This window comes from Vallitalea longa, assembly GCF_027923465.1.
In the GTDB taxonomy this organism is placed as follows: Bacteria; Bacillota; Clostridia; order Lachnospirales; family Vallitaleaceae; genus Vallitalea; species Vallitalea longa.
Map to the genome: position 1 here is coordinate 963010 of NZ_BRLB01000001.1, position 23080 is coordinate 986089.

Genomic DNA, 23080 nt, shown 5'->3' on the forward strand with positions numbered 1-23080 from the left:
AGCTATTGAATGATGTCTACATATTTATAATCATACTCTAGACCGACACTGAACATACGTAGACCCGTCACATTTTCTCTTTGAACATAATTGACATATTTGAACGTCATAGGAATGTACAAATAAGCATCACAAGCCATTTTTTCACATTCTTTGATTAGTTTGATTCTTTCATCCCCTGTAGCTACCAATGTTTTTTCCCAAAGTGCATTGTATTCTTCACTTTCCCATTGTTTCTCATTATAGATGAATCCAAGGAATTCTCCTGCATCGTAAGTTGAACCTGTTGGTCCACCACCAATCAAACATTGATACGTACCACCAATAATATATGGCATTAGATTAGCCATCTCTAGAGGTTTCATAAGAACATTGACCCCAAGGTATTGTTTCCACATGGCTTGCATTGCTTGAACATTGGTTATAACACCTGGTGCATTCGGTAAAACAAATTCAGCTTCTTGTTCAAATTGTTCCTTTGTCTTACCACATTCAGCTAACCCTTCTGCAAATAGATCTTTTGCACGATCAATAGCACCTTCTTTACCTGAAGCATAAGTTTTTCCGTCAATTGATCCACCAGGGAAGTTATGCATGTCATATACTAAATCTCCTTGTTGCTCTCTGAAATCTCCACCATTCTCACCACGCATTCCATAAGGTACTAAGCCATATGCTGCTCCTTTAGGTTGCTTGACAACATCATTAACAAATGCTTGACGGTCAAATGTGAGTCCTAGTGCTTCACGAATCTTTTCATTCTGGAAATAGTTAAAAGCGACACCTTCTATTTCTTTATGACTGTTGAATTGAATGATCTGAGTTGATAGTTTACGTACCTCGGATACATTGTCATATTTACCAGCATCTGCAACTTCTTGACTGATTGTCATGAAGTCAATAGCCTCTGTATCATACAAACTTTGAATAGTGTTTGCATCTTTAGCCAAAGTGATTTCTACTCTAGAAAGTTTCACATTATCTGCATCCCAATAATTAGGATTTTTCTCTAGGGTCATAGAGACTTCTTGATCCCAACTAGTAAGAGTAAATGGACCTGAACAAACGATTTTATCTAAGTCAGTACCATAAAGCGCTCCATATTCTTCAGCTGCTTTCTTTTGGACAGGTGCGAATGAAGCTGTTCTAACATAATCAATAAAGTAATCTGTTGGTTTTTCAAGAGTAAATATAATTTTATTGCCCTCTGCTCTAACACCCATATCCTCATATGGTAAATCTTCAATAGGATCTGCATCTTCAGATTCAGTTCTACTTGAATAAATGGCTTCAGCATTTTTAAATATAAAAAAATCATTTACATTTGGTGAATTCATTTCAGGATTAAGTGGACGTTGAAATGAATAAACTATATCTTCTGTTGTAACAGGTGTACCATCTGACCACATAGCACCTTCACGTAATGTGAATGTCCATACAGTTGCATCCTCATTATGTTCAACTTTTTCAGCCAAACCAGGCTCATAACCCATACCACTTTCATCAAAACGAACAAGAGGTTCATGTGTCGCATTGATAATTGAATTGGCATTAGCATCACGGAAAATAATTGGGTCAAGACTTGTTGGGTTACCACCTAGGATTGTATTGAACACTTTCTCTACTGCTTTTCCCTTATTATCATTTGTTGAATCATTTGTAGTCGGTTCTCCATCTTTCTTTGTACATGAACTGAACACCATTATTAATAACAAGATCATTACCAGCAGTACACTAACCTTTACATTAATTTTTTTCATTGATTCTCCTCCTTAATAATTTTGGTTTAGAGCATTTTACAACATACATCATATACTTTATTCAAGATTTTCAAGTATAGGAAAGTGACACGCACAAAAATGACCTGGTGCAACTTCCTTTGTTTCAGGGCGAATCGTTTTGCACTTCTCCTTGGCATATGCACAACGAGTACAGAACTTACAGCCCTTTGGCACATTAATGGGAGATGGAATCTCTCCTTTTAGCATGATACGTTGATGTTCTTCATTCATATCAGGATCAGGAACAGGAATAGCAGAAAATAACGCTTGAGTATAAGGATGTACAGAATGATGATAGATATCTGCACTAGGTCCTAGTTCCATTTGTGAACCAAGATACATAACCATAATATTGGTGGAAATATATCTCACCATGGATAAATCATGAGCAATGAATATATAGGTTAAATTATTTTCTTTTTGTAACTCAATCAATAAGTTCATAACTTGTGCCTGAATAGATACGTCCAAAGCACTGATAGGCTCATCACAAATAATGATATCAGGATTCATGGATAAAGCACGAGCAATACCTATACGTTGACGCTGTCCACCTGAAAATTCATGTGGAAATCGATTTGAATGTTCTTCATTTAATCCTACGATTCTTAAAAGTTCTACTGCTTTTTCGTGACGTTCTTTTTTGTTATACAATTTACGGTATGCCCAACCTTCTGACACTATCTCACCCACTGTCATTCGTGGATTAAGAGATGCAAAAGGGTCTTGAAAAATCATCTGCATACAGTTAGAAAAATTCTTTCTATGTTTACGATTCTTGGTGTCGAGAATTTCTCCAGCAAGCTTGATTTCACCTGCTGTCGACTCATAGATGTTCATTAAAGTTCTTCCCAATGTGGTTTTGCCACATCCAGATTCTCCAACTACACCTAGAGTTTCACCACGATTCAATTCAAAACTTATATCATCTACTGCTTTTAGATATTTATTTCTGCCGATATTGAACTCTTTGCTCAGGTGGCTGACTTTCATCAAAACTTCTCTCATAGAAAAACCTCCTGTTTCGTAATCGGATTAATTGTCTTAGGTGCCATTTCATGGTATAGCCAACAAGATACCATGTGTTTATCATTCACGTTATATGTAGGTGGCTCAGCTTTCCTGCAAACCTCTAAAGCATGGGAACATCTAGCAGCAAATGCACAGCCTTTCGGCGGGTTGAATAAATCTGGTGGCGTACCTGGAATCGGAACAAGAGGTATAGACATATCTGCATCAGGTTTAGGAACCGATTGCAATATCCCCCATGTATATGGGTGCTTACAATTGTAGAATATATCCCTTGATGAACCGTATTCCACAATCTTCCCCGCATACATAACAGCAATATTCTTAGCGATATTAGCAACAACACCAAGATCATGAGTAATAAATATTATAGCTGTATCATATGCTTTCTGTAGATTCTTTATAAGATCCAATATCTGAGCCTGCAGTGTCACATCCAAAGCAGTCGTTGGTTCATCACATATTAACAATTTCGGATTAACCGCAAGTGCGAGAGCAATCATAGCACGTTGTCTCATGCCTCCAGAAAACTGATGTGGATATTGTTCGTATCTCTTATCAGGATTTGGGATACCTGTATTTTTTAATGCTTCAATTGCTATTTTTTTCGCTTCATTAGTTTTCATTTTAGGGTGTGCGTTCAGAATTCCTTCTGTTATTTGTTTTCCCACTTTCATTGTGGGATTGAGACTTGTCATAGGATCCTGAAATATCATACGAATATCATTGGCCCTTATCCGTAATAACTCATTCTTTTTTAGAGTGAGTATATCCTTTCCATCAAATTGTATAGAACCACTCTTACAATAACCATTTGAATTAGGATTCAACCGTAAAATAGATTTTGCTGTCACACTTTTACCACAACCAGACTCACCAACAATACCAAGTGATTCTCCTTTATTTAAACTTAGATCTACACCACGTACCGCTTGTACTTCACCCGCATATGTGTGAAAATAGAAACATAAATCTTCAATTTTTAAAATCATTTCATCCATAACATTGCTCCTCCTAATTAAGACCTCATACGTGGATCAAGTGCATCTCTTAATGCATCTCCTATTACAGTAAAACAAAGCATGGTGATACAAATCAAAAGCGCAGGGAACAATAGTTGATATGGATAAGTTAGGAATACATCCGCACCATTACTTGCTAAATTACCCCAACTTGCAAGTGGAAGTGGTAATCCTAAACCGATATAACTCAAGAACGCTTCTGCAAAAATAGCACCAGGGATTGCGAAAGCCATACTAGTTATTATTGGACTCATGGCATTTGGCACAAGGTGCTTGAATATAATCCAAACGCTACCAGTTCCTAAAGCTTTACTAGCCATTACGTATTCTGATTCTTTGATTTGAAATACCTGTCCACGGAACAGACGAGCCATTCCAATCCATCCTGTGGCTGATAAGGCTATAACAATCGGCATGAATCCAGGTTTCAATATAATGACCAAAATAGTGACCCACAACATCTGTGGAACTGCCCCAATAACTTCACATATTCTCATCATTATGTTATCTGCTGCTTTACCTATCAAACCTGCTAGTCCACCATAAAGAATACCAATAGTAGCATTAACAATTGCAACTAACACACCAATCGTCAAACTGACACGTGCTCCCTCCCAGCAACGAACCCAAAGATCTCGTCCAAGATTGTCTGTACCAAAAATATGCTTAAGAGATGGTCCATTATTTGAAATTGCCCAATTATTTTCATCATATGTATAGGGACTAATAATTGGTGCAAAAATTGCGAACAGGATAATTATAATAAGTAAAATTGTCGCAACCATCGCAATAGGATTCTTACGAAATCTTCGTGCAGCATCCTTCCAATAACTGAGTGATGGTCTTGATAATTCATCTGCTTTTAGTACACCCTCTCTAATAGGAACAAAAAGTTCCTGTGTTATAGCCACGTCTTCGTCAGTGACTACATCACTATCATGTGTAAGCGAATTATTAGTCTTAATCATAATGCCCTCCTTAACTTATTCGAATACGCGGATCTACGATACCATATAAAATATCTACAACGAAATACATTACAACTGTAATGAAACTGAACATAATTGTTAGACCCATAATCATCATGTAGTCAGATCCCTGTATCGCCATAATCATTGCATTACCTATACCCGGTATACCAAATATCTTTTCTAAAACGAAATTACCTGTTAAAACCCCTGCAAGCATAGGTCCAAAAGATGTTACCAATGGTAACAAGCTATTTCTAAGGGTATGGTGAATTATGATGCTCTTACGAGAGAGACCTTTACTTTCGGCTGTCATAATATAGTCCTGATTCATGACATCAAGCATGCTAGAACGCAACATACGTGCGTAAAAAGCAATATTCTGCATTGCAGCAGCAAATATTGGTAGTATTAAAAAAGAAAACCCTTTGTATCCAAAAATAGGCAATATTTTCAAGTTCACACCGAACAGCCGCTGAAATAGAGTTGCAAAAACAAAATTTGGTACACTTACACCTATAATGGCTATTATGATTACTAGATAATCAAATGTTTTGCCATTGTTCATGGCAGCTATAATTCCGAATATCACACCTATGATTACACCTAACAGAACACCACCTAATCCCACTTTTGCTGATACGGGCATGGCTTTCGCTACCTTATCAACAACGGATTGCCCTTTTAACTTCATACTCATACCAAAATCTCCTCTTATGAGATTCCCCATATATATTATGTAGCGTTCCAAAACAGGCTTGTCCAAACCATATTGATGATTCAGTGATTCACGTATTACCTGAGGTGTGTCACGGTCCAGTGAAAACGGATCGCCAGGCACAGCGTTCATAAGAAAAAAAGTTAAGGTTGTAATCAGAAATAATGTAATAATCATAGACACAAATCTTTTTAATGTATACTTAACCATACAATACCCTCCATATCTAAATTTTGTCATCTCCTTACAATAAAATTCTTATTTTTTTAACTATACCTTTTTTCCTTTACTATGTTGTTATAAATTAAATATATCAAATACATATATGAAAGTCAATAAAAAATAATAATATTTTATTATAATTACATTTTTTTTGCATTTTGATATTTTTTTATTTTTTAGCAATATTTTCCTTAATACCTCATAGTTATAACTTTTATTACACTATCACCACCTTCTAATACAGATACACATATAATCAGTAGATAAGTATAAAAGTATAATATTTTATACTTATTATATTTTTTTTGCATGTTGACAATTTTTTCTCATATGTTATTATGATATATATAAATGATACATAACAATATGTTAGGAGGATATATCAAATGAAATACATGACTGCTGAACCATTTAGAATTAAGATGGTGGAACCTATTAAAAAAAGTACAAAAGCCGAACGACAACAATGGTTAAAAGAAGCTCAATATAATGCTTTCAGACTCAAAGCCGATGATGTATATGTTGATTGTATAACTGATAGTGGTACATCCGCTATGAGCACACATCAATGGTCTGCTATGATGTTAGGAGACGAATCATATGCTGGTTGTAGAAGTTTCTACGAATTAGAAAAATCTGTACGAGATATTTTTGGTATGCCAATGGTACAACCTACACATCAAGGCCGAGCTGCTGATTATATTATGGCTCAAATCTATTGCAAACCTAAAAAATATGCTATTGGTAATATGCACTTCGATACATTTAGAGGTAATGCTGAAGTAATGGGTACTTATCCAGTTGACCTTGTTATTGATGAAGGTCTTGATTCAGCCAGTCCATCTCATCCTTTTAAAGGTAATCTTGACATTAATAAAATGCAATCATTGGTAGATGAAAAAGGTGCTGATCAAATATGTGTCATCATCATAACAGTTACTTGCAATAACAATGGTGGACAACCTGTTTCTATGCAAAACATTAGAGAAGTCAGTGAATTCGCTAAGAAATACAATATACCACTAGTCATGGACTCAGCAAGATTAGCTGAGAATGCTTACTTCATCAAAACAAGAGAAGAAGGATATGCAGATAAGAGTATCAAAGAAATTACCAGAGAGATGTTCTCTTATTGCGAAACCGCTACTATGAGTTCCAAAAAAGATGGGCTCGTTAATATTGGTGGTTTATTTGTTACTAGAAATAAGGATGTATTCGTTCAAGCTAATCAACTAGCTATCGTACATGAAGGCTTTATTACATACGGCGGTATGTCTGGAAGAGATATGGAAGCTCTTGCTGTCGGTCTTCAAGAAGCCTGTGATGAACAGTACCTAGAATATAGAATCAAACAAGTCAAATACCTTGGAGATAAATTAAAAGCTGCCGGTATACCTATCATTGAACCAACTGGTGGACATGGTGTATATGTTGATGGACGTAGGTTCTTCCCTCAGATTCCTCAACACGAATTCCCTTCACAACGATTGGTTGTCGCTCTATATGAAGAATCAGGTGTCAGAGCAGTTGAACTTGGTGCATGCGCTTTTGGCTCGAAAGATGAAGAAGGTAATCCTATATGGCCTGAACTAGAAACCATGCGAATCTGTGTTTCAAGAAGGGTGTATACCAATAACCATTTGGACGTAATCGTCAACGCATTGTCTGATATATATAAAAATAGAGATTCATATAAAGGTATGAAAATCGTTCATGAAGGTCCAATTTTAGCCCTAAGACATTTCACTGCTGGTTTCGAACTATTGAAATAAAGTGTATATCTTTTTTACTATAATCAGTATTCAAAAAACGTAGTTACATTATTCACTTAATGTAACTCGTTATTTTTAACTAACAATTTTTCTACGTAGAATTCTATGCATCTGGTTATATATATGTTATAATTCAATGTAATAAAATGAATTGGAGTTTTTATATGTATAATAATATTGAAACAATACTTACTCTTGCCAATATGTTGTCCAAAACCCTTGGTAAGTTTATGCAAATTACAGTAAACGATACAAAAAAATATATATTTGCAGAAAATGTCATCGAAAATGAAGCTGTTGTTGGAGAAGCGATATGCGACAATGAGCAATATTTTTTAGAGAATAATGAGATAAGGCAACTACCTTTTGTAGCTAATTACAAATCCCTATCCCATAATATGATTAAGCTACGTTCATCAACCATTTTCTTCAAAGATGAAGAAGGCAACATTGAATATATGCTCAGCATAACAACAAATGTGGATAAATTCTTGTATGTAAGGGAAATCCTTGACATATTTACGAACGGTAATCCATCTCCAGCAATCACTGAAGAGGATTCATCCAAATCACAATCTATTGATCGAGTACCGAAACTGAATTTATCTATTTCCGACATTATCGATTTGGTTATTTCTGAAGGGCAAGAACGTTATGGCACAGTTGTAAGCCGTATGACAAAATTGGAAAAGCAAAGCTTGATTCGTGAACTGCATTCTAGAGGTGCTTTTCTAATCAAAGGTGCCGTAACTGAAACCGCAACCAAACTTAATTATTCAGAAGCGACCATTTATCGTTATCTGCAAAAATTAGAGGAGGAATAGTAATGCAATCTATTTCTGAAGAGACTATACGTAACGCACTTACTGCAAATGGTTTTTTAATCCGCCATCTAAAAAAATTATCTGGTGGTTCCAACCATTTTGTATTTGCTGCCAAAATGTTAGACGACTCAGAACTAATTATAAAATTCCCACGCATACGTGAGACAGAACTGACCTTTTCTGAAGGTAATAAAGATACGTTATTCGGAGGTAAACTATCGTTAGAACGTGAAGCTTATCTCTTTGATCTTATAAGAAACGCTTCATTACCATCACCAAAGGTTTTTGGCATTTATCCAACAGCACAGGGAAATTGTATCGTTGTAGAACGTTCACCCGGCTGTAATCTTAATGATTATATGAATAATCACTCTCATTCACTTGATATTTTTCTTGATATAATGAAAAATTTAGGTTCCGACTTCAGAAAGCTACATAAAACAAGATTCACATCTTTTGGTAATATAATGAATAACTCAGAAATAGAACCTTCTGGTATAATGAACTTCGCCGACAGATATCTTCCTATTAATGATATGCTTCTAAAAAAGTGTCGTACCAAAGGTGGAATTAATGATGAAGAATATACTCAATTGAAGTTATTTTTCGACTCAAGATTTGAATCATTCCGAACACGACTTGATATTAAACAATCCCCTGCTACACTTGTTATTACAGATATGCATGGTGATAATTTCTTTGTTGAGAATAATAAAAGTAGTGGTTACTTTGATGTAGAAAGCAGTCAAGCTGCTCCATTGGAATTTGAATTATATGCACTTAGATTTTTTGTATTCAATTATTATGGTATAGAGGAATTCAAGCTTGCAGAGAGAGCTTTCTGGAAATCATATACTAAAGGAAAATCAGAATATCCTGATACTGAAACTAATGACCTCATAGACTTTTTTTCAGCCTGTCGCCTACTTGAGATTTTTCAATCTTATTGGGGATACGTGGATGGTATACGGGATTCATGGGGTCTTAGAATAAAGAATATACTATTTGACTACATCAATACAGGTTGTATTGATTATAACAGTCTTGGTGCGATTTGGAGAGAACGTGATAAACAACCACTGCACGCAAACAAGACTACACCAATTTAAAATAAGAAGGGAACTTATTATGATTACAAAAAGAGAAAATCTTTCTACTGTTGTAAAAAAACAACTTAAAGATGGTATAGGTAACACAACCATATTAAATATAACTGACCAAGAAGGGTTAAATGATAAAGGTCGATTATTTGCTTCCTTTTCTTTAGAACCAGGTTCATCAATTGGTAAACACACTCATGTTGATGAAAGCGAAATTTATTTTATTCTTGAGGGTAAGGGTCTAGTTTATGATAACGGCAAAGAAGAAACTGTAACATCTGGGGATGTGGTTATAACTAAATCTGGTGAAACCCATTCTATAAAGAATGTGGGAGAAACTACGCTTAATTTTATTGCTCTTATTGTTCTTGATTAAATAAAAACAAGGAAATAATAAAATAGAACAATCTATTTATAAAATATTCACCATTTGAATTAGACAATTCATGATGGTGAATATTTTTTATATTATCAATATTAATTCAGTTAATTATATATATAATTCCTGTGACTCCCTCCATCATCTGGCGATCAAAAAAATCATTATCATATAAATTACTATTTCTAGAGCTTAATAAATAAAGCCCTGCAATCTAGACATTTTCATCAATAAATCATAATTGCAATTTGAAAACCTTACACGAGAAATTTTTGATACTTACTTCTATATTTCAAGATAAATGTACCTGAAATGATTAGTGTAAGAAATTCAGCAATTGGTACGGCAATCCAGACACCCAGAACATTTAACATTTTTGGTAATACCAAAAGTCCCACTGCAATAAACACAAAGGTTCTTAAAAAAGAAATAATAGCAGATATCTTTCCGTTTGACAATGCAGTAAACATAGCGGAAGAAAAAATATTAAAACCACATAACAAAAAAGAATATTTAAAGATAGGAAATCCTTTATTTGTTATTTCAAACACCTTAGTACCTTGTGGACTGAAAATACTAATTAATGAAGAACCACCAAATAATGATACTAACCAAACTAAAATAGACATTATAGATATGCATATCATACAATTCTTAAATATCTTTTTTAACCTTTGATAATTTTTAGCTCCATAGTTATAACTAATTATTGGCGCAACGCCCATAGAAAACCCAATATAAAGGGCTGTTAACATAAACTGCGTATAGATAATAATAGTAATCGCAGCAACACCATTCTCTCCTAATAAATTCATCATAATCAGGTTGAACAAAAATGTTGTAATCGCTGTTGAAATTTGACTAACCATTTCTGAAAAACCATTGTAGCTACTTTCAATTAGTACACCTATGTCTAAAATTGGTTTTACAAATTTCAACATACCTTTACCTTTAAGAAAAATTATGATACCAACTACAGTTGGAACTATGTATCCGATACCAGTACCCAGAGCAGAACCGGCGATTCCCATTTTAAATGTAACCATGAAAATGTAATCAAATATAATATTGATGACACCTGCTCCAACAGATAATATCAATCCTAATGTTGGCTTTCCTGCCGTTATAATCAAATTTTGAAAAAGGACTTGCAAAATACTGGCAGGGGTAAAAATCAATATGACTAATAAATAGCTTCTACAATATGGATATAGTATTTCACTTGAACCCAATCCCCATATAATTTCATCTATAAATATGACTCCCAGTATTGTTATAACCAAACCCAGTAAAGCTCCGAAAATAATCAATAATGTGAAGTCTTGATTTGCCCTTTTTCTATTATTGGCTCCCATTTTTCTTGCAACAATAGCATTTCCACCAGTAGCAATCATAGATGCTAACCCAATAATGATATTTATTACAGGACACACGATATTTACTGCTGATAGTGCATTCGTATTAATCAGTCTTGATACAAATATCGTATCAATTATAGTATATAATCCCATAAATATCATCATTACTATAGACGGAAAGGCAAATCTTAATAAAGAAAACAAAGTGAAATCTTGTGATAAAGGGTTTTCTGACTTATTCATTGTCTTTTCCCTTCTCAGAAGATAACACAAACTTCTGTGTAGGATATCCAAATTCCATCAATAATTCTGCTTCTGCAAAACCTAACTCTTTTAGCATTTTTCTTTGTCCTGTATCTGCTTTATCTCCCTCACGAAAAGTAGTTATTGAAACAGCTGTATTTATCAAATAATCATTAATAACTTTTTCAAGAAATGCATGTGCTATTTCTGAATTACGATATTGTGGATGTATTCCAAAGAAATCAATACTTCCTGTTTCTTGATTGAATATCATATTTCCAATAGCAATATTATCAGATTTCAATATCAAAGCTCTTCTTTCAATAATGCACTGTTTCAGTTGAACTACATATTCTTCCTCCTGCAAATTAGGGAAACCGTCTATGACTAGTCTCACTAAGTCCATCCATAATGAAATATCCAATAAAGTTGCAAGGGTTATTTCTTTTTGCAATTTGGGAATGGTTTCTAAATTTATGCTTATTTTCTTCAAAACAAATCTTAGCTGCAAAGGATAAAATTCCTGTTCTCTTCGATATTGATTAGGAGATTTCTTATACATCGCTTTAAAAATAGAAGTAAACGCTTGTTGACTTTCATATCCTGCTACCAATGCAATTTCAATAATAGGCTTATTAGAAAATACCAACAATTTTGCGGCTTCCGTCAACTTTCTTCGTTGTATGTAATCATGGATTGTCAAACCAACGGAAGTAGTAAATGTTCTGTGCAAATAATATTTTGAATAGTGTACAGCACTTGCTACCATATCTAAATCCAACCTTTCAGATAAATGCTCCTCTATATAGTCAATTGCATTTATAACATTCATTACTCTACAAAACATTGCAGCTTTCCTCCTTTCTTATAGGATTATAACAAATTGCTAATAAGCATATTTAATGATTCTTGCTTTTTCTAGCCCCAATGCAAAAGAGTCACGTAATTTTGGGCATTTTTAGCCAAAAATCACATGACTTTTATCACAACTTCATTATCTTAGCGCCTTTATTTTTTCAGACGAGTTTATTCTATTCAGACATCTTTCTTACTTTAAAATCATATTCCAACTACTCCACCGTAACACTCTTCGCCAAATTCCTAGGCTTATCAACATCATGTCCAAGCCCCACTGAAATATAATAAGCAAATATCTGTTGTGGAATATTTTCAAGAATTGATGTAAACATCCAATGTGTTCTAGGAATATAGATAACATCATCAGCTGTCTTGCTTATCTCTTCATTGCCTTCTAGAGCTATAGCTAATACATTAGCCCCTCTAGCCTTAACTTCTTTTATATTGCTTACTGTTTTTTCATATAATTCTTCATGAGCTGTTAGTCCAACTAACAATGATTTATCTTCAATAAGTGCAATAGGTCCATGCTTCAATTCTCCAGCAGCGTATGGTTCTGCATGAAGATATGCGATTTCTTTTAATTTCAATGCACCTTCCATGGATACTGCATAATCGAGTCCTCTACCGATATAAAATACATTTTTGGAATTAATGTACTTATTGGCTAGATTTTTTATTGTATCTGCTTGCTCTAATACCTTTGATACCTTTTCAGGTAGAGCGTATAACTCTTTTCTAAGTTCCACGAATTCATCTTTGGATATTTTACCTAATTCCATAGCTATCTTAATTGATAAAAGATACATTGCACATAACTGAGCTGAATATGCTTTTGTTGATGCAACGGCTATTTCTGGTCCTGCCCATGTATATAGGACATCATCTGCATCTCTCGATATTGTTGAACCTACTACATTGACGATACCGATAACATAAGCTCCAGCTTTCTTAGCTAGTCTAAGCGCTGCTAATGTATCTGCTGTTTCTCCTGATTGTGAAACAACAATCATTAGAGTGTTTTCATCAAGAATAGGTTCTCTATATCTGAATTCAGATGCGACTTCTGCTACTACTGGTATTCTTGCTACTCTTTCAATGAGATATTTTCCTACTAGACCAGTATAAGAAGCTGTACCACATGCGACAATATATATTTTATTAATCTTCTCAAGAACTTCTTTTGACATATTGATATCGTCAAGGACTATATCATCTACGTCAAGAGGTAATCTTGGAGTCAATGTCTCTTTTACGACTTTTGGCTGTTCGAATATCTCTTTTAACATATAATGGTCAAAGCCTTCTTTTCTAGCTGCTTTGATATCCCAAGTAACATTGAATACATCTCTATCGATAATGTTCTTGTCAGTATCCATTATAGTAACACCATCTTTAGTTACTACTGCTACTTCTTTATCTTCTAGAAGATAAACGTCTCTTGTATGTTCTAAAATGGCTGGAATATCAGATGCTATATAGTTTTCACCCTTACCGATACCTATAATAAGTGGACTGTCTTTTCTAACTGCAATTATTTTATCAGGTTCATCATTACAGATGACACCAAATGCATAAGAACCTTCAATTTTGTCCATTGATTTTAGAACAGAATCAAGAAGATCATTTGATTCCTTGTAATAATAGTCGATCAGTTGAACTGCTACTTCTGTATCTGTTTCAGATAAGAATTCTTGACCATCTTCTTGTAGTTTCTCTTTCAAATTCATATAATTCTCTATAATACCATTATGGACTAATGATATTGTTTTAGTATTATTCATATGAGGATGGGAGTTAACGTCTGATGGTTCACCATGAGTAGCCCAGCGTGTATGACCTATTCCTAAGTTACCATGTAACATGTGGTGATTCAACTTTTCCTCTAAGTTCGCTAGTCTACCTTTTGTTTTCACACAATTAATTTCATGATCATATATTGAGACTCCCGCTGAGTCGTATCCTCTATATTCTAAACTTTTCAACCCATCAATTAATATTGGGGCTGCTTCTTTATTACCAATGTAACCGACAATACCGCACAAAACGAATTCCTCCTAAATATTAAGTCTGTTTTCAATCAATGTAGCTAAAGAATTAGCTTCTTTTGTTAATACTTCCTTGTCTTTTCCTTCTATCATTACTCTTATCAATGGTTCTGTACCAGAAGGTCTTATCAATACTCTACCTTCACCATGGAATTTATCTTCAAGTTTTTTGATCTCTTCTTCAATTACTTTATCTTCTAGGTAATTGTATTTATTTTCATTACTTACTTTTGCATTCACTAATACCTGAGGTAGAACTTCCATTACATTAGCTAGTTCTGATAATTTCTTGTCAGAATGCTTAAGAGCATCTAATAAATGGATTGCTGTAAGAAGTCCATCACCTGTTGTATTTTCATCTAAGAAAATTATATGTCCTGATTGTTCTCCACCTAGATTGTATCCTTTTTCTATCATCTTTTCCAAGACATATCTATCTCCGACTTTTGTCTGTTCGATATTTACGTCTTTTTCTTTTCCCATTATGAATAATCCTAGATTACTCATGACAGTCGCAACGATAGTATCTTGCTTCAATAATCCTTTGTTTTTCATATATAAACCACAGACAGCCATAATCTGATCGCCATCTACCATATTACCTTGTTCATCGACTGCAAGGCATCTATCAGCATCACCATCAAAAGCTAACCCGATATCTGCACCGACTTGTTTAACGAATTGCTGTAGGTCTTCCATATGTGTTGAACCGCATTTCTTATTGATATTAGTACCATCTGGTTCATTATGGATTATAAAGATTTCTGCACCCAATTGTCTTAATGTCTCTGGGGCAGATACATAAGATGCACCATTAGCACAGTCTATGACTATTTTCATTCCTTCCAGATTGATATCAATTACACTCTTGGCATATTCAATATAATCTGTAATACTTTCTTTCTTATGTTTTACTCTTCCAATTTTAGTTCCTATAGGAAATTCTAGTTTCTCACTATCATTTAGTATTATATCTTCGATTTCTTCTTCAAGTTGGTCTGATAATTTGTACCCTTTATTATTAAAGAATTTTATTCCATTGTATTCTACTGGATTATGGGAAGCAGATATGACAACTCCTGCATCTGCATTATATAATCTAGTTAAGTATGCTACAGCAGGTGTAGGTACTATTCCAATACTAACTGCATTAGCTCCAACTGAACATATTCCTGAGATAAGTGCTGCTTCTAGCATTTCTCCGGATATCCTTGTATCCCTACCTATGAGAATAGTAGGTTTGTGTTTCTTTTCCTTTGTAAGTACATATGCTCCTGCCTGACCTAACTTATAGGACATTTCTATAGTAAGTTCTTGATTGGCTATACCTCTAACACCATCTGTTCCAAATAATTTACCCATTATTAAGTTTCCTTTCATATATTATAAGTTTTAACTTTTTTCAGGTTTATCTATTGTAAAAATTTTTATTATTAGTTACTATGAAGTCTTTACAATTATATCACTAGATATTTGTACCTTCAATGAATTCCAGCAATAAATAGCTCTTTGTTTTGATCTGGTATATACCACTTTTATAAGTGGTATATATTATACTAATATGTATAATACTTATTTTTTGTTCCTAACAAAAGAGGTTAGGAAAATTTCCTTAGCGTATATGAAAACGCTCCTATTTCATATGCTTAAAGCAAAAAAAGTGTGCTTTCGCACACTTTCCATTCCAATATCATTCTTCATCCAGTAATGTTTCACCAACATTATCTTGTGGATTTTGATTACCAGCACTATTTTGAAGAGTCTCTGTGACATCTCCTGGTTCTTGTTTAGTCAACTCAATAATTACCTTAGGTATCTCAGTAATCAGCTCAACATTTCTAGGATATGTAAGAGTCAAAGCAACTTCATGTCGCCCTTCCTCTAAGTTATTAAGATTTATCTTAGGATTTAAACTAGCTATACTTATTTTAGCTAGATCTTCTTGTATACCACTGAATTTGATTTTAATGTCTTCAGTATTAACTATAGATACGTTATAATTTTCAGGTAATCTTTCTATACTGATATCATGAGTTAATATGGCAACCTCTTTTTCTTGAACTTTATTTATTTTTAATTTCACATTAACAATATTCGAATCTTGATATCTTGATACTCCTTCTGGTAATACATTACTTAAGTCAATCTCTTTATTAACATCAGCATTAACATTATTGAGTGGTATATCTATTGTAACATTATTGATTTTATCTATTTCTTTTTCTGTTCCTATAAGGGTTATCTTATTAGGAATAACTTCTGTACCTACAAGTTTGTATCCTGGAGGTAGAGTTCCTGTAGTTTTGACAATAAGATTAACTTCCTTCAATTTCCTTATTGGAACTTGATATTTAACTTCATCATTTCTTTTTTCTACATTATCAACAACATTACCATCATCATCCAGAAGTCTGACTTTCCCTACTGAAATGACATCACTGGTTGCACCATCAATACCAAGTGTTACCAGAACTTTTGTTACTTGTTTGACTTTTGACTCAGGTCCTTCTATTTCAATTTTGTTAGGCGTAATGATAGGGTCTAGATGAATATAAGACTCCTTAGGACTACCTACAAATTCATAAACGATACTTCTTATCTCAGCTTTTACATTTTCCCTAGAGATACGCATGTTATATGGTTTCTTTCTAACCACTTTTACACTATCATAATCAGTATCTATTTCGATTACTAATGTATCTGTAAAAGATAAGTACTGCATGTCAACAGTAGCTCTTATATCATCATTTTTTAGAGATTCTATTGTACGTCGATTTCCACCAAGTGTTACATCTACAGATTCCCCTTCAATAAAATTGATATATTGGTTCTTAGATGTAATTATAGTCTCATTAAGAACCTTAACAGGAATGTTTTTAAACTCTTTTGTCATATAAGGATCTTCAACTCGTACAATAGCAAACCATATAAAAAATGCTATTACGATTGATGCAATTTTCCATCCTATATTTTTTGTAAATACATTACCCATTTTTCTGTCTACCTTTCCAAATTTTAAATTTCTTTATATCAGTTGTCTTTTTCTGATAGACCAATTTGTTTTTCAAATAATCACTATCTACATTTCTTATTATATTACCACCTAGAGCCATTGATACTTTTCCGGTTTCTTCTGATACTATGATGACAATACAATCAGATACTTCACTAATACCTACAGCAGCCCTATGTCTTGTTCCTAATTCTTTACTTAAACTCATATTATCTGATAGTGGCAAATAACAAGTTGCCGCAACTATTTCATTGTTTCTTATGATTATCGCACCATCATGTAAAGGTGTATTATGTTCAAATATATTTATTAATAACTGGCTAGTTATTGATGCATTAAGAGGTATACCAGTTCTTTCATACTCACCAAGTTTTACTTCTCTTTCTATTACAATCAAAGCTCCTGTCTTGAATTTAGCCATTTCTTCTGTAGCTGTAACTATTTCATCAATAGCCTCTATTGTAATTTTTTCTTTCTTTTCTTTCTGTTCATCAAATATCAAGAATGTTGAAAAAAACTTTCTACGACCAAGCTGTTCTAACGCACTTCGAAGTTCGGGTTGAAATACAATTAATAATGCTATAATCCCAGTATTTATAGCTTTTACAAAAATAAAAGTTATAGTGTTTAATTCAAGAATCATCGAGATGAATGCAACAATACATATTATTAATAAACCTTTAAATAAAGTCCAAGCTCTTGTACCTCTAACCCATTTTAAAAGTTGATATATTGCAAATGCAATTAAAGCTATCTCTATAATATCTTTAATTCCAATTATTGGTAAACTTAATTGTATTAATTTTAAATTTTCCCAGAAATTATTTAAACTCTCCAACATTACACCCTCTTCAACCATACTTTATATCAATTACCTTCAAAATTTATCTATCATAAATTTTATTTTTACCTTATTATTCTACAAATATTATAAAAAGAGATTTATAATTTTCTATTATTTATAAGGTCAACGAGTGCATATAATTGATATTTTTACAACTCAAATAGTTTTCTAGTTTATTATATCATTAATTACGTGTTATAAAAATATATTTTTCATAAAATTTTAATTAAATTTATTTAATTATTCAATATATAAAAATAATATATCTTTAGAAAAAAACGAAGAGTCACTAGACCGCTTCGTTGTATTTTCATTATTTTTTTACAGTGTTTATTCGTTTTATTTTCTTAACTTGCTTACCAATCTTGATTTTAGGTATCGCTTTTACATAATATATATAATCGTCATCCTCGAATTGAACTTTTTCAGCTCTAGTATAATGCAAACATACTTTTAAAAACTGACAGGCAGATACCACTATAATTGCCAATATGGAGCCAAGCACCACTCCTAATATACTGATGTCTGTTTTTAATATTATGTTACCTATAGTAAATCCAAGCATATTAGTTATACTACCAGCTACTATTGCTATATACCATACATAATCTATTTCTAATCTGCTTATAAAATATGTAATCAGAATAACTCCTATAAATATAATTATTGTCAACATCATAGCTTTATCATTGAATAATGAATCCATGATTGATTTATACATGTTCATTATTATATCTGGCAAATCAGTATAACTTCCAGTTTTTATTGAAAGAATTGTTGCCATGTGTCCTGAAAAATAGTAAACCGCTACTCCTATACACACAGGAACTATTGCTATAGGACCTACAAATAATCCAGCAAATATCGGTATAATATAAGGTATTCCTAATGAAAATAATAATGGAACAGCTATTATAAAATGACCCATCTTAGGAAAAATTCTAATAAACAATAGATAAATAATTATCATTAACATAAAAATTATTCCTAATGCTTCAAGTGAAGCATAAAACAAATGAGTACTTATTACAAAAATCAATATCAATACTAACCAATTTCCAGGAATAACACTTGCTATAGCAGCGAATAGTATATTTACTAAAGGGTTATTTAGTACTTTTGCAAAATTCAAAAATCCGTTTAATTTAAAGAACACCAATAATGCAACTATAAATTTGGTAATAGGTACTATGTACCTTTCATATCTTTTGAACAGTGTTATGAGCACTTCCCTTATCTCATAAAGTTTAGTCATAACTAAATTATCCTCCTTGATTAAGTTCTACACTACTTAAAAGTATCAAGTTTATTAAGTAGCTTTTTATATTTATTAATTCTTATTTCAGCACTTTTATATCTCTTCTTATAAATAATTGTTGAAATAATTGTATAAATCACAAGTACGATGGCTAATATTATAAGATACTTAATGCCTATACTAACATAATCTATCTCCACAACACTATTGAAATCTGTACTAACTCTTGATAATATATCTCCACCAAAGATTATCATCATCGCAATGATAACTCCTAATCTTGTTTTGAAATTATTGTATGATATATAATTGGATTTAAAGTGTTCATTAATAGCAAAATCTTCTTGACCTAAATTCTTTTCGTATATAGCCATATTAGTCATAATCTTAACTTTCTCTTTATTCACATTCACCAATACTCACCCCATTTCAATAAGCAATATTCTATTATATCTATCATCTATTGTTCTTTTAACAATCCATCCGTAGTATAACTACAACCGGCATGCCATAATATCCATTCCTCAAGTCCCGCATCATATACTCCTTGTATCTGCTCTCTAATTTCTTTTCCACCATATGGCTTGTAATTTCCACGTCCTAAGTATTTAGCAGTAAAAGCTTGAAGCCATGGTCTGACTACAGCAGCTTTGGTTTCACCTAATTCTTTATATTTATCATTAGAGGCATTCATGGAACCTAATATTGTTTCGTATGGATATAGATCTGAATGCTTATCTCTTGGTATACCAAAGTAACCTTTTCCGTAATGAGAAGGATACACCATGGGACAAATAACATCTAGTTTTCGGGCCATCTCCAGATAATCTTGGCCTATTGCCTTTGCATCTATTTTACTCGTTATAATGGTTCCAAAAACATCAGCGGATACTTTTACATTATAAGGTTCTAATTCTTTCATTGCATAATCAACAAATTCAGCAATGACTTCCATTCTTGTCTTGTCTCCATCTACTCCAAAGTCCGCATCCTGTAATTTTCTTGTTGCTTCAAATCTTATATAATCAAATTGAATCTCTTTGAATCCCACCTCAGCAGCTTTCTTGGCTATGTCTAGGACATAATTCCATGCATCTTTATTATATGGATTGAGCCATGATACATCTTTGTACATCCACAGACTTCCGTCCTTGTTCTTAATTGCATAATCCTGAATCTTCTTTGAAGCCCAAGGATCTTTGAATGCCACTATACGAGCTATAGGATATATATCGTTTTCATATAATTTATCTAATACATCATTAATGTCTTTTATATAATTGACTTCTGCATTTATTTCATCTGATTCTGAATTGTCTATGTTAAAAGTAATCCTTCCTGAATCATCTTTTACATCTATAACAAATGTATTTATTTCAGTAGTATTGGCAATATCAATTAATCTGTTCATACTTTCTGCATTATTAGCAGTTGGCGCACTTACGTATAATCCTTTAACTTTTGGAGCTTTACTATATAACTTATAATTAACATCGGGTGCTTTTAAATAATCATCCAATCCGACTTCTAATGTTTTAGCAGTTGATTCATTTGGTGTTATTATACTACTCATGAAGTTGTTACCAATGCTTTCCTTATCAGTAACAGACTTATATATAACTGGTATACCAATTATTACGGCAATTATTAAAATAAAAAACAAGATTTTATTTTTATTACGTCGTCTCCTATGGTAGGACATCAATTCATTCCTCTTTTCAATTATAATATTTATATTCCTGTTGAACCATAGTCTATAATTATTATATCATATAAATTATAGCACATAAAAAATTTAATTTCGACACTTTTTTGATAGTTGTAAAAAACAAATAATAATTATTATACAACCATTAACTTATTTTTTTGCTACATCTGTTATTTATATTATAACACTCATTGGATATCTTAATCATATTTATTTCTTTAACTTCCAATTAATATTGATAATATCAATATAACGGTTTTTATATGAAAAATAATAGCTAATACAGTATACCATATACTATTTATCAATGTAAATAAATGAGGTTCAATTGGTAAAAAATTAATAGAGTATTAATATACATAATTAAAAAAACCTCATAATAGAGGTTTTTTCTAATATATATCTACTCTTTATTTTTCATTGTTGGGAATAGAAGTACGTCTCTTATGGAATATGAATCAGTCAATAACATCACTAATCTATCGATACCTATTCCAAGCCCACCTGTTGGAGGCATTCCATATTCTAATGCAGTAAGGAAATCTTCATCAATCATACCTGCTTCTTCATCACCAGCAGCACGAAGTTCCTCTTGTCTTTCAAATCTTTGTCTTTGGTCAATTGGATCATTCAACTCGGAGAAAGCATTAGCGAATTCTCTCTTAGTGATGAATAGCTCAAATCTCTCAGTATAGTCTGGTTTTTCAGGCTTCCTCTTAGCAAGAGGTGAGATCTCAACTGGATGATCTGTAATGAATGTTGGTTGAACCAAGTGTTCTTCAACATACTCTTCAAAGAAAAGATTAAGTATATCACCTTTTTTGTGATGTTTTTCAAATTCTATTTCATGTTTTTCAGCTAATTCTTTAGCTTCTTCATCTGTCTTTATTTCATCAAAATCAACATTAGCATATTTCTTGACTGCATCTAACATTGAAAGTCTTTCAAATGGTTTACCTAAATCAATTTCTATCTCATCGTATGTAACAGTTGTAGTTCCTAATACATTCTGAGCTACAGTACGAATAAGTTCTTCAGTTATATCCATCATACCATGATAGTCTGTATAAGCTTCATATAATTCAAGTAAAGTAAATTCTGGATTATGTCTTACGGATAATCCTTCATTTCTGAATACTCTTCCTATTTCATATACTCTTTCGAACCCACCAACGATTAATCTCTTAAGTGGTAATTCAAGAGCTATTCTCATATATAATTCCATATCAAGTGCATTGTGATGCGTAATGAATGGTTTTGCAGAAGCACCTCCTGATATGGTATTAAGTACTGGTGTTTCTACTTCTAGATAACCTTTATTATCAAGAACGTTTCTAATTTCTTTTATGATATTTGATCTAGTTATAAAAGTATTTTTTACTTCTGGATTAACAATTAAATCTAAATATCTTTGACGATATCTGGTATCTGTATCTTTTAATCCATGAAATTTCTCTGGTAATATCTGTAAACTCTTAGAAAGTAAAGTTACTTCATGAGCTTTTACTGATATCTCACCTTTTTGGGTTCTGAAAACTTCACCTTTAATACCAACTATATCCCCTAAATCATAATGTTTGAATTCGGCATAATCTTCTTCACCAATTGCATCTTTTCTGACATAAGATTGAATTTGTCCATTTCTATCAGCTACATGACAGAAGGAAGCTTTTCCCATAATACGTTTAGTCATAATTCTTCCTGCAATTGTAACTTCTTTTCCTTCTAACTCCTCGAAATTATCAATAATATCATTACTATGATAATTCACATTAAATTTAGTTAATTCAAAAGGGTCTCTACCCTTTTCTTGTAATTCTACTAATTTTTCTCTTCTAATTTTTAGGAGTTCATTAAGGTCTTGTTCTTTTCCTTGATGAGCACTATTATTTTTTGACACTTACAAGTCCTCCTTGTATATATTTGTTTTATTCA

The 23080-nt window shown here is 32.6% G+C and carries 19 protein-coding genes and 1 pseudogene; 4 read left to right on the top strand and 16 right to left on the bottom strand.

Annotated elements, in window-relative coordinates; all coding sequences use genetic code 11:
- Nucleotides 1–2: 2 nt before the first annotated feature.
- The 6 genes and pseudogenes from QMG30_RS04120 to QMG30_RS25225 form a co-directional block, all read right to left on the bottom strand.
- Nucleotides 3–1760 (bottom strand): peptide ABC transporter substrate-binding protein, encoded by a 1758-nt coding sequence (locus QMG30_RS04120; RefSeq protein ID WP_281812490.1) that lies wholly within the window; start codon nucleotides 1758–1760, stop codon nucleotides 3–5.
- 57 nt (nucleotides 1761–1817) lie between these two features.
- Nucleotides 1818–2789, bottom strand: coding sequence for an ABC transporter ATP-binding protein (locus QMG30_RS04125; protein WP_281812492.1), 972 nt, complete (start codon nucleotides 2787–2789; stop codon nucleotides 1818–1820).
- The gene (locus QMG30_RS04130; protein ID WP_281812494.1) at nucleotides 2786–3811 is read right to left on the bottom strand and encodes an ABC transporter ATP-binding protein; all 1026 of its coding nucleotides are present in this window, start codon (nucleotides 3809–3811) and stop codon (nucleotides 2786–2788) included. The genes QMG30_RS04125 and QMG30_RS04130 overlap by 4 nt, the downstream gene beginning before the upstream one ends.
- A 17-nt stretch (nucleotides 3812–3828) precedes the next feature.
- Entirely contained in the window at nucleotides 3829–4800 is a 972-nt protein-coding gene (locus tag QMG30_RS04135; protein WP_281812496.1) for an ABC transporter permease, read from the bottom strand.
- A 10-nt stretch (nucleotides 4801–4810) separates the two neighbouring features.
- Nucleotides 4811–5500, bottom strand: coding sequence for an ABC transporter permease (locus QMG30_RS04140; RefSeq protein ID WP_281813405.1), 690 nt, complete (start codon nucleotides 5498–5500; stop codon nucleotides 4811–4813).
- A 21-nt stretch (nucleotides 5501–5521) separates the two neighbouring features.
- Nucleotides 5522–5758 (bottom strand): annotated as a pseudogene (locus QMG30_RS25225) (hypothetical protein); the annotation flags it as partial.
- A gap of 368 nt (nucleotides 5759–6126) precedes the next feature.
- Here QMG30_RS25225 and QMG30_RS04150 point away from each other — a divergent pair.
- The 4 genes from QMG30_RS04150 (at nucleotide 6127) to QMG30_RS04165 (ending at nucleotide 9812) form a co-directional block, all read left to right on the top strand.
- Nucleotides 6127–7512, top strand: a complete 1386-nt coding sequence (locus QMG30_RS04150; RefSeq protein ID WP_281812497.1) for a tryptophanase — start codon at nucleotides 6127–6129, stop codon at nucleotides 7510–7512.
- A gap of 164 nt (nucleotides 7513–7676) precedes the next feature.
- On the top strand, nucleotides 7677–8336 hold the full coding sequence (locus QMG30_RS04155) for a helix-turn-helix domain-containing protein (protein WP_281812499.1): 660 nt from the start codon (nucleotides 7677–7679) through the stop codon (nucleotides 8334–8336).
- A gap of 2 nt (nucleotides 8337–8338) precedes the next feature.
- A complete protein-coding gene (locus QMG30_RS04160; RefSeq protein ID WP_281812501.1) occupies nucleotides 8339–9445 on the top strand; it encodes a BUD32 family EKC/KEOPS complex subunit in 1107 nt (368 codons plus the stop codon).
- A 19-nt stretch (nucleotides 9446–9464) separates the two neighbouring features.
- Entirely contained in the window at nucleotides 9465–9812 is a 348-nt protein-coding gene (locus tag QMG30_RS04165) for a cupin domain-containing protein (RefSeq protein ID WP_281812503.1), read from the top strand.
- A gap of 260 nt (nucleotides 9813–10072) precedes the next feature.
- Here the strand turns inward: QMG30_RS04165 and QMG30_RS04170 are convergent, their stop codons facing one another.
- From QMG30_RS04170 to lysS, 10 genes are all read right to left on the bottom strand, one after another.
- On the bottom strand, nucleotides 10073–11416 hold the full coding sequence (locus QMG30_RS04170; protein WP_281812505.1) for an MATE family efflux transporter: 1344 nt from the start codon (nucleotides 11414–11416) through the stop codon (nucleotides 10073–10075).
- Complete coding sequence (locus QMG30_RS04175) at nucleotides 11409–12263, bottom strand: helix-turn-helix transcriptional regulator (protein WP_281812507.1); 855 nt, start codon at nucleotides 12261–12263, stop codon at nucleotides 11409–11411. Before QMG30_RS04175 ends, QMG30_RS04170 begins: the two co-directional genes overlap by 8 nt.
- A 223-nt stretch (nucleotides 12264–12486) precedes the next feature.
- Nucleotides 12487–14319 carry a glutamine--fructose-6-phosphate transaminase (isomerizing) gene (gene glmS, locus QMG30_RS04180; RefSeq protein WP_281812509.1) on the bottom strand — a complete coding sequence of 611 codons (1833 nt, stop codon included), beginning with the start codon at nucleotides 14317–14319 and terminating at the stop codon, nucleotides 12487–12489.
- A 12-nt stretch (nucleotides 14320–14331) separates the two neighbouring features.
- On the bottom strand, nucleotides 14332–15684 hold the full coding sequence (gene glmM, locus QMG30_RS04185) for a phosphoglucosamine mutase (RefSeq protein WP_281812511.1): 1353 nt from the start codon (nucleotides 15682–15684) through the stop codon (nucleotides 14332–14334).
- Nucleotides 15685–16012: 328 nt separating this feature from the next.
- The gene (locus QMG30_RS04190) at nucleotides 16013–17314 is read right to left on the bottom strand and encodes a CdaR family protein (RefSeq protein ID WP_281812513.1); all 1302 of its coding nucleotides are present in this window, start codon (nucleotides 17312–17314) and stop codon (nucleotides 16013–16015) included.
- Nucleotides 17307–18176, bottom strand: a complete 870-nt coding sequence (gene cdaA, locus QMG30_RS04195) for a diadenylate cyclase CdaA (protein ID WP_281812516.1) — start codon at nucleotides 18174–18176, stop codon at nucleotides 17307–17309. The genes QMG30_RS04190 and cdaA overlap by 8 nt, the downstream gene beginning before the upstream one ends.
- Nucleotides 18177–18492: 316 nt before the next feature.
- Entirely contained in the window at nucleotides 18493–19434 is a 942-nt protein-coding gene (locus QMG30_RS04200) for a hypothetical protein (protein WP_281812519.1), read from the bottom strand.
- Between the two features lie 32 nt (nucleotides 19435–19466).
- Nucleotides 19467–19850: a hypothetical protein gene (locus tag QMG30_RS04205; protein WP_281812521.1), complete on the bottom strand. Its 384-nt coding sequence runs from the start codon at nucleotides 19848–19850 to the stop codon at nucleotides 19467–19469.
- A 47-nt stretch (nucleotides 19851–19897) separates the two neighbouring features.
- Nucleotides 19898–21139 carry a putative glycoside hydrolase gene (locus QMG30_RS04210; protein ID WP_281812523.1) on the bottom strand — a complete coding sequence of 414 codons (1242 nt, stop codon included), beginning with the start codon at nucleotides 21137–21139 and terminating at the stop codon, nucleotides 19898–19900.
- Between the two features lie 409 nt (nucleotides 21140–21548).
- Nucleotides 21549–23045, bottom strand: a complete 1497-nt coding sequence (lysS, locus tag QMG30_RS04215) for a lysine--tRNA ligase (RefSeq protein WP_281812525.1) — start codon at nucleotides 23043–23045, stop codon at nucleotides 21549–21551.
- Nucleotides 23046–23080: the final 35 nt, after the last annotated feature.